The organism is Brucella anthropi ATCC 49188, assembly GCF_000017405.1.
Taxonomy (GTDB): domain Bacteria; phylum Pseudomonadota; class Alphaproteobacteria; order Rhizobiales; family Rhizobiaceae; genus Brucella; species Brucella anthropi.
Window position 1 is genome coordinate 82,700 of the sequence record NC_009669.1, and the last position, 12,367, is coordinate 95,066.

Here is a 12,367-nt window from a genome sequence, read left to right on the forward strand (position 1 = left end):
GTATGAAATTTAGTACCATATTAAGTGAGGTATTACAATAGCGAACCCTATCCTCCAATCGGTGATTGGTTCTTAGCTCGCGCATTTCAAGCAATTGTCGGCTATTCGCAATAGCCATTGCCAGCTTTAATTATTTGATTCAATCTGAGCTTTGCGTTTTGGCGTCGACTTGGCTTTGTAGGTCAGCCATTTTTTTAACCAACGAAAGCAAGTCACGCGTAGTGCTGTGCGGGAGATCAGCCACCAGTTTCGCAAGTTCGACGCGATCCTTCGCTTCCTCCTCACTTTTGCCCCACAAATGAGGTGCTGCCTCGTAAAGCATTTCGATGGGCATAATGTTCAGCACTTCGCAGATATGCACCATGCGAGTGACATGCAGCTTTGAAAACGCGCGTTCATAGCGACCATAAACGGGCGTAGAAAGTCCCATGAGTGGAGCAAAATCAGCTTGTTTCAAGCCGGCGCTATCGCGTGCATCACGTAGGTATTTCGCAAGCCGTTGATCGATTTCTTCAAACGTACTTATTCCATTAAAGCCCGGACGCCTGAAGACTGGCTTATCGATCTCAGGATCATTGGTTTTTTCCAAAGAATGTTCGTTAGCGAAATCCAATGCCTCACGATTCACGCGGAAACCCCTTTTGCCTGCCGTGCCACAACAGCGATCATTATCACATTTTCTCAAAATTGCAGCACTCCAGAGGTGGTGTTCGCTTGTTTCAACGCGCGTTTATATTGAAATGAAACAGGAGAGCGATTTCGGCGTTATGTGTTTGGGGCTTCCAATGCCGACGTTGTCACTTCGGTTATCTGGATTTCACCGCCACAAGGCGCCTATCATTGGCCGCGCCCTCGAAGACTGCTTCGATAACTTTGGTCTCGTTCAGCCAGCTTAGCGATGCAGACAATTCGCATGCAGCGGTCTGCTCTTTGATTAGAATACAACGTAGCACTGACACTTTGGAAGAATGGCCGTATCCGGCGTAATTCCAGTTCGATAATCGAAATAACTCTTTCTTGGCTGTTTCGTCATCAGGCCAGATGGCATCGTAGCTTTGCTTTGCCACACGAGCGATCGTCGGTTCGTCATTGTGAATATCTGGTTTGGTGTGTAGCGATGGAGCAATATAGATTCCAATGGCAATTCCGAGCGCTATCCCGACGAGAAAACTACGGCCGAACACGGTCAGTATCCATTATCTTTAAGATATTGATCAATGGCATCACGAAGAATGACCGTCATTTTGAGGCCATTGTCATGAGCAGCGTTCTCAAGACGACGTTTGGTTTCATAATCAAGCGAAACATTGACGAAATGTTTGCTTTCGCGTTCACGGGATTTGCGAAGCTCGCGCAGTCGGTTACGGGAGTCTTCTCGACGGTTCGCATTTTCAATTGCACTTGCGCGGTGTTGTTCCGGCGTTGTCTCGAGAGATTTATCCTGCTTTTTGCGACTTGATGTCATGAACGCCGATTCATTTCCAACGTTTGCAGCGCCTTCTTCTTGCACGTGAGAAATAGGCGGGGCGGCAGTGTCTTTATCCAGATCAACAGAACGTTTTCGACGTTCCGCGACAGGGAAATCAGAAAGAGAGATTTTTCCCTTAGCCATTGATAGTCTCCCCGCGGTGTTCCTTTTTAAGTTGCTCCAACTCCTCGACGAATGCATTCACCTCCGCTCTGGCCTTGAGAACCGGTTTACTCGGTTCGAGCATTTGTAGTGTGCCAAGACCGCTGCGGATTTCTCGATAGCAATTTCGTTCGATCAATTCCGTATCGAGCAATACGGAATTGTATCCGTGTTCGCTCAAATTTTGGACGAAAGGGCGAATGATCCGGTATTCTTCGAGATGCCGATTGACGATAGTGATGCGCGTTCGCAGAACTGCTTGAGGGATACTACGGTCAAGAACGTCCGTTCGCGTCGCAATTGCCTCCGCTGCTTCACCAACTGCTTTAATCTCATCCTGGGCGGGCTGAATGGGCGTGATGACGATATCTGAATGGTCGATTATCGTATCCATCACAACACTATCGACGCCCGGCGCGTCGATCAAAATGGCGTCATAGTTGGCCTCCTGTGACGCCATTAACTTCTCTATATTGTTCTGACGAAGTGCCGTCGCCAGTGAAATCGACGCCGGTACATTGTCCTTTGCCACGCACCGCTTCCACCACTCGGCTAAGTTCTGTCGTGGATCGGCATCAATTAGCAATACTCGTCGATTTTTGAGTGCGAGTTCACCGGCAGTCAAAATGACTGCGGTCGTCTTCCCCGCTCCACCTTTGCCGCTTACCGAAGATATTCGAAGTGTCACGCTGGCCCTCCTGTACCTAGATAATGCTGGTTTTCTTTGTGTCGATTTATTGCCCGAAGCGTCGGCAAATGCTGCCCACACGGCGCAAGAATACATGTCAAGATAAGGTAATTTCACACGATGTGATAACACTCATTGCAGCATGTGACACACCATGTGTTCACATCAAATAATCACATCACTCGATGACTAGAGTTTGGGAACATGTTTCTCCCAATCGATTGTGAACCCCGGAGCCGCGCAAGAGCCGTCTGTACCGCACGCACGCAGTCCGGCAAAGGCGAAGAGCGTAGCGCCCCTTGCTGGCGAGTACGAGGGGTGCACAAAGGCGATAAAGCGGTCTGGAGGTGAACCTTGGTGAGCGTGTTTCCTTTGAAACGCCGGGGCGTAGCCTCGGCGTAAGGGGTAAGCGGAGCGAGGCCAAGTTAGACGAATATTGATTAGTCGCGTTGTAATTGGTTAGGCAGGATACGGAAAAATGTGCTACAATTTTCGTGTTGAATCGCGAAACACGTCCGCGATTGTCGATTGCTGCGCTGAATTGGAGCTAACAACGCTTATGGATGAAGCAATTTCAGAGGCTATGAAGGTCGCAAAACCCAAGCCGCAAACCATTCATAGCCGTGTTTCGGCGGACGAATATGACGCGATCGACGACGCCGCGAAGGCGGTTGACATGACGATGAGCGCATTTTTCAAGGCCGTATTGCTGCAAGGGGCGGGGACAAAGCCAATCTTCAATGACGAAGACAGGGCGCTTTTGTCTCTCATGCTTGAGGATATGCGCATGATTGGCATCAATCTCAATCAGGTTGCTCGAGCACTGAATAGCGGCAAATCGGTTTCGGATGGCGAAATCCGTATGGTGGTGGGTGACGTGCAAAAGATGCAGGTTGCGGTTCTCAGTGAATTGAGGCGCGTCACCAAGCGGTCGGGATACAGACACCGCAGCAAGGAATAGCGACCATGGAATTCTTTCTCGGGGCCTTTGAGAGCGAATGGGAGCAGCGCCGTGCGGCGATGCTGCATGAGCTTTCACTTGGTTCGAGTGCTGCAAGCAGCGCCGAGGAAGAAATGCGCCGCAGATTGCGTGAATTACAGATCGCAGGTGGCGCCGCTGCAGCAGGTAGTGGTTCAGTGCCTAAAATGCGCAGGCCCTCCTCAAGAGCGCTGACAAGCGCAGGCAGTGCGTCAAACAAACAGGTTGCTATCGCGAGGTCGATGGAAACACGTTTGGCCGCAGTGGCAGCAGGTAGTCAACCGGCTGTAGTCAAGATGGCGTCGTATGGTGGCGGTGCGCGGTTCGGCGCGATGGTCAATTACGTATCGCGCAGCGGAGAAATTTGCGTCGAAAAGGAAAACGGTGAACGCCTTCAGGGTCGCGAGGAGCTGGCACGGTTGCGCGGTGATTGGGAGCCATTGTTTCAAAATCGGGCTGAGAGCAGGGATATTGGAACTTTCCGGGTGACGATCGAAGCTGCCGGGTTCGCAACAGAAGAAGCTTTGCACCAGCACGTGCGCGATAGCCTGGCTAGCGCATTCGGTAATCGCAGCTTTGCTTATGCCGTTTCGCAACCATCACATGGCGTTTTAAAGGTTGAAGGTGTGGTGGTGTTGCGCAGCATGGAAGGGGAGCGGTTGACCGGCGACTCGAAGGCGGCGGACATTATTCAGAGGCGTTACAACGAAAGCGCAGCGTCCGAGCTCGGGAGGGCGCGGTTCCGTTTTACCGGGTATGGAAATGGCGTTGAATATGGCGCCGCCAAGCTGAGAAGTCTGGTCGAGGATCATAAGGGCGACGTTCGTGATCACAAGGGGCGCGTTGTCTCAGATGCGCGTTCCGCCGGCGACCTGGTGCAAAAGCAGTGGCGTCGGGAGTTGCACAGCCGCAAGGGCAGGGATGTGATGCATGTCATCATGTCTGCCAAAGCTGGCACCAACGTTCAGGCTTTTGAAAGTGCTGTTCGGGATTTTCTGGCCGCGCAGTTCCAAGGGCATCGCTACATATTTGCGATGCATGATCCGTTCAGCGACCCGAAGGAGATGGGGCAGGGCGGAAAGCGACCGCATATACATGCTCATGCCATTATCGCTATGCGTTCGGATGCCGGTGATCGGGTGGAAACCTCGCCACAGGTTTTTCGCCAATGGCGTGAGCTTATGGCTGAAAAGGCGCGCGAGCACGGAATCGCTATGGAAATGACGGACAGGCGCGAGTTTGCAAATGCTCCAGCCTACACGCGCAATCAGGTGCGGCCGGTTAGTTGCGATGGACGAACGGAACATGAGGGGACGAGTGCGGCAGCTCAGTCGCGTTATGATGCCAAGCGGTCAGGTCGGCGTAGCGTGGCGCGAAGTGTGCGCAGCCGTGAATATACCGTAAAGGTAACACAGAGTTGGGAGAAAATCGCAATGGCTAGCGGCGATCGCCAGATTGCCTCATACGCCATACAGCAAAGAGATATAGTTGTATCAACCAGTTCGCTTCAATCTGAAGCTAAAACTTCTAACATCGTTCATGCAGATTTCGGGTCACATTACCGCACCAATTTGGTAAAGTTGCAAAACATCATATTGGAGGGTGACAAAGTGCGCGAAATGTCGAGAAGCGATTTTGAGGCATATGAGAAAGAAGTTGAAACAGCTTTGTTCCGGCTAGGCCGCAATCTCGGACCGGAGGAGAAAGCCGATCTGGATCAGGTAGCGCAGTATACGCGCGAGCATGTCAATCTAATGCGCGAGCATATGGAATTGACGGAACAGCGTGGATTGAGCGTCGAAACCCCATCGCGTGAAAGCGAGCAGGATAGCTCGTCGATGCAGATTTCTCGGGAACCCGATTCCGAAATTGCAAAGCCAGCGCATGTTGTCGCGGAAGCAGAGCAGGGTCGGCCATCGGCAGATAATGCCAACGAACCTCGTTCGAGCATGGATAACGAGGAGAAAGCTGCGGCAGCATCTTATCAGGCCGAAATGGATCGTTCATTCCCGAGTGAAATCACGAGCCGATATTATATTCGTGAGGATCACGGCGGGACGCAGCGAGTCTTTGCCGATTCAAAGGGTGAGCGCGAAGTGTTCCAGGACAATGGAGAGAAGCTGCGCGCAAAATCGTTCGATGCTCAGGGCGTTCGATTGATGATCGAAACAGCAGCGCATCGAGGCTGGACGAGCATCGAGATAACGGGGAGCAAGGAGTTCCGCCGTGAAACTTGGCTAGAGGGCCAGGCGCACGGAATTTCGGTCAAGGGCTATCAGCCGACCGAACTGGATTGGCAAGATCTGGCTCGCCGGGAGCAGTCCTATTTGCGTAATGAAATTATTCCGATCGAGGGCAGGGCACTGGATGCGGCTCACCGGGATCAGGAGCAATCTGCAGGTTCGGATCAGTCGAGCAAGGTCGATAAAGAGCAACAGAATGCAGATAATTCCGGCACGCCGCACACCAAACCCGTCGACTATAAGGAGGGTGTTCAGGGTATCCTCGTCGAGACAGGAGAGAAGCCCTATCAGGATAATGAAAAGAACGAGCCTTCGCCGTTCGTCGTTATTGAAACCGCCAATGGCAATCGCACGGTCTGGGGTGTCGGATTGCCCGATGCGTTGCATCGCGCCGGCGCTGATATCGGCGATGAAATTCATTTGCGGTCCACTGGTACGGAACGCGTCCTGAAAACCGTCATACAGGAGATCGACGGTCAGAAGCATCGCGTTGAACAAATGGTTGATCGCCGGGCATGGGAGGCGAACGTGCTTGAGGAGCGGGATCGGACAGATGAAAAAGTTGAAGGTTCCAAACAACTCGATAATCGGGTTAGTATGGAAGCAAAGGCGGTCGTACGGGATGGAGAGACAGCCCGTACAGATCCTCCGCAACAACAGGTTCCGCGATTGCAGGAACTAGAGCACGAGCAGCAGCAAAAGAAGGAACGCGACGAACACGAGCGTTAAAGGACGATGCGGCACGATTACATCTATAATTCACCTCCCGATCCGAAGGCTGACGACGCTTTTGCAAAATTTTTTGCAATCTTATTCTGGCTCGTCCTTGGTTTGGTTGCGATCGTGTACGTTGCTACTGTCGTGAGAGACTGGTTCAACGCAGCCGTTGCATGGATAACTGATGTGATCAGTTTCCTTGGAGGATTTTTGCCGTTTTGACGGTAAAGAGAATGAAAAATCAGCCGGGCGCTTTTGCGACCCGGCTTTTTCGTAAGAGTTAGTTAGAATTGGTCATCAGGCCGATATCTTCCGGGTCTGGCACAGTAGCATTGAATATGTCCAGATAACTTTTTCGCTTTCGAGGGGATGCCCCCGAGGCTTCGACTTTTTCATTCACAGCCTTCAATAATCGTTCTGCGCTCGGTTTAAGCTGCGCTTCGACTTCTTCAATTCGATCATGGATATCAGCGGGAGGAATTGCCGACTTCGTTTCACTGCCTGTTGAAGGTAATTTGACGCTCAGATTGACCGTTCTGCTATTTGTTTTTTTGCTGTCATCAGCGTTAGGAATTGACGGAGAATTGTTTGCGCCCGCTTCATGTGGAGGTTCCTCATGCTTTTGAGGACGAGAGGGCAGGGGCGTAATTGTGTGCTCAATGGCCTGTTGCCCGTCACTCGCGTATTCGCTCGTCAGTGCTGGAACTGGCCTATGAGGTAGATATTCAATCGTAGGCACATCAGGAACGTGCGATTGCGAATAAGCTTCAGCGGATTTAAAGGGTTGGGTGTTGAAAAATCGCAGCTTGTCGCCATAGATCGGTCGTTGTCCTTCAACGAGCAAGATCATCTTGTTTTCTGGCATTTGCCGCACTTCTTGCGGCATCATCAAATCGCGTTCTCGGATTTGCTCAACTTTTGTGCGCCGAGGTAAACCGAGAATCTCGATGGTGCGGGATTCCGACTTGTAACGGATGGTTCTTTTTCCGAGTGCACGGGATGCATATTCCGCCGTGGCCTGATCATTGGCACCTAGCACCAGCTGATAACCACAGTTGCCGAGAAGGGAGTGACGGGAAGTCTCGCCATAAATCTCGTCGAGATTCTTGAGATCCTGAATAATGATAGCTAGCTTGATATTATAACCAGCCACATAGGGAAGCTTCGTCATAATCTCATCCATCTTTTTAAGCTGTCGAAATTCATCCAGCAAAAAATAGACGGGAAGAGAATTGGGATCGTGTTCCAGAGTCAGAATGTTCATGACCTGCTGCACGAACAAAGTGAGAAGTGGGCGCAGGATCGTAATATCGGTAATATTGGGTGCGAGATAAATGGAGATAGGCCGCCGTTTCATGGCGGCGATATCCATGTCGGTCACTTCTGTCGCGGCTACAATACGTTCATTTCGGAAGGGTCTAAGCGCGTTCTGGATATCCAGTAGCGCGGATGCCGCCGCCCGCTCTGACAATGCAAGAAATGCGTTAAAGCTTTCGACCGTATATTTTGAAAGGTTCGGCTCTTTTTCCTTGATGAACTTGATCTGCGCCTGAAGATCAACACCACTGTTCACGAAGGAAACGACTTCGCCGAGGTTGCGCCGTCCGTGATAATAGGGGCTCTCCAGAACATAGCTGATAATCCCGGCTACGACTTGTTGTGCCAAGCCCTGCCAGACTGAATTTTCAGAGCCTAGATTCTCAGGGACGAGAATGCTGGCGATATTTTGTATATCCGTGGTGCGATTACCCCGCTCGGGGCGCACAAAATCGAGAGGGTTATATCGATTTGTCGTTTCAGAGCCGGGGGCAAAGAGGAAAACCTGGCTACCGTTCTTCTTGCGATACCCTGCTGTCGCTTTGAAAATTTCGCCCTTCAAGTCGGATACGATCATTGACCCTTCATGCATGAGAGCGTTTGGAATGACATAACCCGCTCCTTTTCCCGATCGTGTAGGGCCGATAATCAGATGATGGCGACTGTCGGCCGCTCGCAGCACATTTCGGCCGAACCGACCGAATATATGCCCTTTCTTGCGGAACCACTTGCCGCGACGAAGGCCCATGACGTCCTGAAAAGCTGCATCGCCCAAGGGGTTTTCGTAGCTTCTGAGACCAAGATAGCCCGCAAAGACCGCGGCTGCGATGGCAGGCAATAGGGCCCCGATGGCAACGCGCTGCAGTGTTGAGTTGGACGCATAGGCCCAGACTTGCTGAAGCGGAGCAAAAGGATTCTCGGTGATGGTAATATTCAAAATTCGGCTGTCTTTATAAATGACTCCGAGTACGACTCCATAAGCCAAGGTCCAGACCAAGAATGCGATGCCAGCACAGAATATTAGATAAACCGCTTTGTATCCCTTGCTCATGGCTCCTCGTTTCGCGCAAAAAATATCTCCGATACGCCTCGTTTTCCGCCGTCTCGGCGCAACTGGATGACAATGGGGATGACCATTCGAATGTACGACATGAGGTCATGCTTCGAATATCCGCCTGAAAGCCCGGCTTGTTGCATCATCATGGCAAGCTGTTCATAGGCTCCTTGCGGAGTATCAGCATGAACAGTCGACATAGAACCTGGATGACCGGTGTTAATGGCACGAAGAAATGAAAACGCTTCAGCTCCGCGGATCTCACCAACGAACAGACGGTCAGGACGCATACGAAGGGACGATTCAAGCAAGTGCTGAATTGTAACGTCAGCCGTGCCCTGTCCGCCTTTCGAGGCTACCAGATGAACGCGGTTCTCCTGGGGCGGTAACAGCTCGCGGGTGTCTTCCAGCGTGATAATTCGTTCCTTTGGATGGACAGATTTCAGGCAGGCATTCAGAAAGGTAGTCTTTCCCGATGATGTACCGCCGCTAATCAGGATCGAAACCCGTTGCGTAATGGCCGTGTTGATGAAATCGAAAATTCTGTTTTGCTTCAGATGCTCGATCAGCAGTCGGTCAATATCACTAAGCCCACCAACAGCCACGGAAACCTTGTCCAGCGAACCGCTATCCCTGTATTCTTCCAAGCTGAAATTGCTAACGACCTGCTTGCGGATCGATATCGAGCCGCCATCCGGTGCAGCAGGTGGAAGAACCACCTGAATGCGCTCGCCAGTCGGAAGCGCTGCGCTCAGGATTGGCGCGGATTTACTGATAAACTGATCAGTCGCACCCGCAACGCGCTCACCGATATTCTGAATCTCCGCCGATGAAAGCGCATGAACCTCGTGGAACTCCATGTGATCGGCACCAAGTCGCTCGATATAGACGTGACCTGGTTTGTTGACAGCTATTTCCACGACTTTTGGATCGTTGAGAAATGGCCGCAGCGGCTCAAGTGCTCGATCTAAAAAGTAATATCTGCTTTGTGTGGCTGCTGCCGCACTATTTGCCCCTGCGTTCACGTTGAATTTCCTTCATCGCTTCTGTTACGGGATCGTCGTACATGGCCGAAAAATCGAGGTCCTGACGCACGAATATGAAGATACGTTCGCCTTGATGGACGCTGATTGTTGGTTTGATACGCAAGTTCTCGCTCAGAGCGGTATTTGCCATTTGAGAGAATGTTTCGGCGATTGTTTCGCGGGCTAGTTCTTCACCCCGTTTCGCATCATCGTTGTTACGACCGAAGGCTTCCCCGCTGCCGAAACCAGTCAGATAGCTAGCGCCCGCGCCCACCACAGACAACATGATGGACGCGCCGAACCTTTCACGCCATTTTTTGTCGACGATGCCGGTCAGGCCGGAACGGCCAAGGCTGTCGGTTCCCACGGAGTTCAGGCGCACGCTTACACCATCATCTCTAAGCAAGCGTGTCCAGACTACGAAAACGCGGGTCTGGCCTGTCATGACGTCGCTTTGATATTCACCAATGAGGCGGGTGCCGGTCGGAATCAGAATGCGACGACCATCAAAACTGTAGACGTCTTCTGACGTGATGGCGCGAACCTGGCCTGGTAGATCGCTTACAATCGAGGTTTCGAGAATACCGGGTATCATCGTGCCTTCCGGCACAACCGCGTCGATGCGCTTGATTTTCGTAGCCTTGGCATTACGGTCGGCCATTGCCGAGGCCGTTGCTAGAAACTTGCTGTTTCTGTCTTCGCCAGCAACAGTCGGTGTTCCTTCGCCACTATCGCCACCAAGTCCCCCATTTGCTCCGCCTGATCGCGCTTGATCCATCTGAATAAGTTTGGATTTGAACCGGTCTGGAAATTCTTCAACGATCTCCGGCGTGGGTGCCTGATCGGGTTCCTTCACTGCGACCGTCGGCGGAGGCGGGGGAGGGACATTAAACGTCGTGGTGTCGACTTTCTCCGGCTCCGGTGGCGGTGGAGGCGGCGGGATATTTATGATGTTGGGCTCGGGCGCAGCAGGAGGCTGATCCTGGTCGCGCACGAAAGACGGCGGTCTGAACGACGTGGTGCTGAACTCCTCGTCACCGCGCACAAGATCGCGCGGCTTCTCGGAAGGCTGTTTGAGAACGAAATAAGCCATAGCTACACCGGCCAGCAGAAATAGGGCCATCGCAGCCGTCTGATTCCGCTTTGCATTCTTGTTGCTGACTCCGGCGTCATCGGCAGACGCCAGTGCTTCTAGTTCGGGAGACTGTTTCATCAGTTGCCGCTCCTTCTCCGCTTGGTTGCCACTTGATCAGGCGCAGGACCCATGATGTCGGGATCGGGTGCGCCAAAATCCGGCTTTCTAAGGTTGAAGATGCAGATCCACTGATCACCGTCGCGGAGGGTGTATTGAGTTGCCGTTCCATCCACGACCAGATATTCGCCTTCCTTGCGGAAGTTGCGCAATGTTTCGGAAAAATCGCTGTTTACTGCAAAGATTGCTGGCGTCCGACCAGTGAATTTGAAGAAGGTTTTCTTGCCGTCATCGAAAACCATTGACGGCTTCAGTTTCGTATCGCCCGTAAAGGAATAGTCGATATTGACGTTTGCCTTGTCGATTTTAGAGATATTCGGGTTGGCAGCGCGATATTCAGCCTCTTTGCGCATCGCTGCATTCAAATCCTTCTCGGGGTAAATGAAACGGACGCCAAAGACTTTCTTGCCCGCATCGGGTGCATAATCGTGCAGTTCCAAAAAATAGATGCGCTTGGTCGTGACAACGTTCATGTTTGTAACGACGTTCTTAGCCGTCGGCTTCACAAACAGAATGTTGCCTTTTTCGGTTGGAGCAACCTGCCAGCTCTCTGTATCGCCGAGTGAAATGGTCTCAAATTTTTCATCTTCATCGAAGATGATCATTGTCGATATGCCATACGTCGCGGAAATTTTGACGACATTGTTAGGCTGGTAGACGACACTGGTCACACGTGAATCGAGCGATCCAGCCCTTGGCGTCTGTGCTGCGTGGGCGTGCGAAAGGATGGCGGCGGAAAACGCCGCCGCAAGTAGGAAGCGGTTTTTCATCCCTTGCTCCCTTCCGTGACGGTTTCCTGATCACGCCTGTAATTATAAACCTGGAAGCCGAGGGGATTTTCAAACCGCCATTCGTTTGTGGCGGGTTCGTCCGTGTAGCGATAGCGCACGACAGCTATGTAGTGTCTGGTAATGGCATCGGTATCGGACTTTTCAGTGGTTGAGAAACGAACAAGAGCGGTTGAATCGTTGGGGAAGGTGACAGACTTCACATCGACAAGCACACGCTTGTTTTTCCCGTAGACCTTCGCCGGATTGTTCGGATTCGCGGCGCTATATTGCTCTTGCAATTCGCGAGCGGCATCTCCTGTCGACAATAGTGCCGCCGTGCCAAAATTTGTATCGATCGCGTAAGGATCATAGCCTTCGCGCGTCCTGATATACCGAACGACGTTGGCTTGCGTGATTGCGCGTGAATCGGTCAGATTTTGCGCTTTTGTCAGTCCGCTTTTGGTTTCGATGTAGCCGGTAGCCTTGTCTACGACGACAATCACAGGCTCGAAAGATTTTAGCGGAACCAGCATAACGAGCGCGAGCAATGCGAAAAGAGCGACGAGCCCGAATATGATGGTTACGAACCATGCCACGGCTTTTGAACGTTTTGCTTTCCGGACGATTTCGTTCTCCCAACGATCACCGTCCTGAAAATAAGTTCTCAATGCAGCTTCTTTGGAATCAGTCAT

At 51.8% G+C, this 12,367-nt stretch carries 11 protein-coding genes; 2 read left to right on the forward strand and 9 right to left on the reverse strand.

Going from position 1 to position 12,367, the window contains the following annotated elements:
- Positions 1-139: 139 nt before the first annotated feature.
- From OANT_RS23420 to OANT_RS23435, 4 genes are all read right to left on the reverse strand, one after another.
- On the reverse strand, positions 140-628 hold the full coding sequence (locus OANT_RS23420; protein WP_049768461.1) for a helix-turn-helix domain-containing protein: 489 nt from the start codon (positions 626-628) through the stop codon (positions 140-142).
- 178 nt (positions 629-806) lie between these two features.
- Positions 807-1,184 (reverse strand): hypothetical protein, encoded by a 378-nt coding sequence (locus OANT_RS23425; protein ID WP_011982863.1) that lies wholly within the window; start codon positions 1,182-1,184, stop codon positions 807-809.
- Between the two features lie 2 nt (positions 1,185-1,186).
- Positions 1,187-1,612 carry a hypothetical protein gene (locus OANT_RS27265; protein WP_011982862.1) on the reverse strand — a complete coding sequence of 142 codons (426 nt, stop codon included), beginning with the start codon at positions 1,610-1,612 and terminating at the stop codon, positions 1,187-1,189.
- Positions 1,605-2,318: a ParA family protein gene (locus OANT_RS23435; protein WP_011982861.1), complete on the reverse strand. Its 714-nt coding sequence runs from the start codon at positions 2,316-2,318 to the stop codon at positions 1,605-1,607. The genes OANT_RS27265 and OANT_RS23435 overlap by 8 nt, the downstream gene beginning before the upstream one ends.
- Before the next feature lie 559 nt (positions 2,319-2,877).
- Between OANT_RS23435 and OANT_RS23440 the strand changes: the two genes are divergently transcribed.
- Positions 2,878-3,279, forward strand: coding sequence for a plasmid mobilization protein (locus OANT_RS23440; protein ID WP_041545814.1), 402 nt, complete (start codon positions 2,878-2,880; stop codon positions 3,277-3,279).
- 5 nt (positions 3,280-3,284) lie between these two features.
- Positions 3,285-6,269: an LPD7 domain-containing protein gene (locus OANT_RS27375; RefSeq protein ID WP_011982859.1), complete on the forward strand. Its 2,985-nt coding sequence runs from the start codon at positions 3,285-3,287 to the stop codon at positions 6,267-6,269.
- A 268-nt stretch (positions 6,270-6,537) separates the two neighbouring features.
- Here the strand turns inward: OANT_RS27375 and OANT_RS23455 are convergent, their stop codons facing one another.
- The 5 genes from OANT_RS23455 to OANT_RS23475 are packed head-to-tail and all read right to left on the reverse strand — an operon-like array spanning position 6,538 to position 12,367.
- Complete coding sequence (locus OANT_RS23455) at positions 6,538-8,625, reverse strand: type IV secretory system conjugative DNA transfer family protein (RefSeq protein ID WP_011982858.1); 2,088 nt, start codon at positions 8,623-8,625, stop codon at positions 6,538-6,540.
- Entirely contained in the window at positions 8,622-9,653 is a 1,032-nt protein-coding gene (gene virB11 / locus OANT_RS23460) for a P-type DNA transfer ATPase VirB11 (protein ID WP_011982857.1), read from the reverse strand. The genes OANT_RS23455 and virB11 overlap by 4 nt, the downstream gene beginning before the upstream one ends.
- Positions 9,634-10,866, reverse strand: coding sequence for a type IV secretion system protein VirB10 (gene virB10, locus OANT_RS23465; RefSeq protein WP_011982856.1), 1,233 nt, complete (start codon positions 10,864-10,866; stop codon positions 9,634-9,636). Before virB10 ends, virB11 begins: the two co-directional genes overlap by 20 nt.
- A complete protein-coding gene (locus OANT_RS23470; RefSeq protein WP_011982855.1) occupies positions 10,866-11,675 on the reverse strand; it encodes a TrbG/VirB9 family P-type conjugative transfer protein in 810 nt (269 codons plus the stop codon). The genes virB10 and OANT_RS23470 overlap by 1 nt, the downstream gene beginning before the upstream one ends.
- Positions 11,672-12,367 carry a VirB8 family type IV secretion system protein gene (locus tag OANT_RS23475; protein ID WP_011982854.1) on the reverse strand — a complete coding sequence of 232 codons (696 nt, stop codon included), beginning with the start codon at positions 12,365-12,367 and terminating at the stop codon, positions 11,672-11,674. Before OANT_RS23475 ends, OANT_RS23470 begins: the two co-directional genes overlap by 4 nt.

What these genes read in the sequence shown, in the direction of transcription:
- OANT_RS27265 (WP_011982862.1), bottom strand. Translation starts at nt 1,612, where the DNA reads ATGGCTAAGGGAAAAATCTCTCTTTCTGATTTCCCTGTCGCGGAACGT.
- OANT_RS23440 (WP_041545814.1), top strand. Translation starts at nt 2,878, where the DNA reads ATGGATGAAGCAATTTCAGAGGCTATGAAGGTCGCAAAACCCAAGCCG.
- OANT_RS27375 (WP_011982859.1), top strand. Translation starts at nt 3,285, where the DNA reads ATGGAATTCTTTCTCGGGGCCTTTGAGAGCGAATGGGAGCAGCGCCGT.
- OANT_RS23455 (WP_011982858.1), bottom strand. Translation starts at nt 8,625, where the DNA reads ATGAGCAAGGGATACAAAGCGGTTTATCTAATATTCTGTGCTGGCATC.
- virB10 (WP_011982856.1), bottom strand. Translation starts at nt 10,866, where the DNA reads ATGAAACAGTCTCCCGAACTAGAAGCACTGGCGTCTGCCGATGACGCC.
- OANT_RS23470 (WP_011982855.1), bottom strand. Translation starts at nt 11,675, where the DNA reads ATGAAAAACCGCTTCCTACTTGCGGCGGCGTTTTCCGCCGCCATCCTT.
- OANT_RS23475 (WP_011982854.1), bottom strand. Translation starts at nt 12,367, where the DNA reads ATGACTGATTCCAAAGAAGCTGCATTGAGAACTTATTTTCAGGACGGT.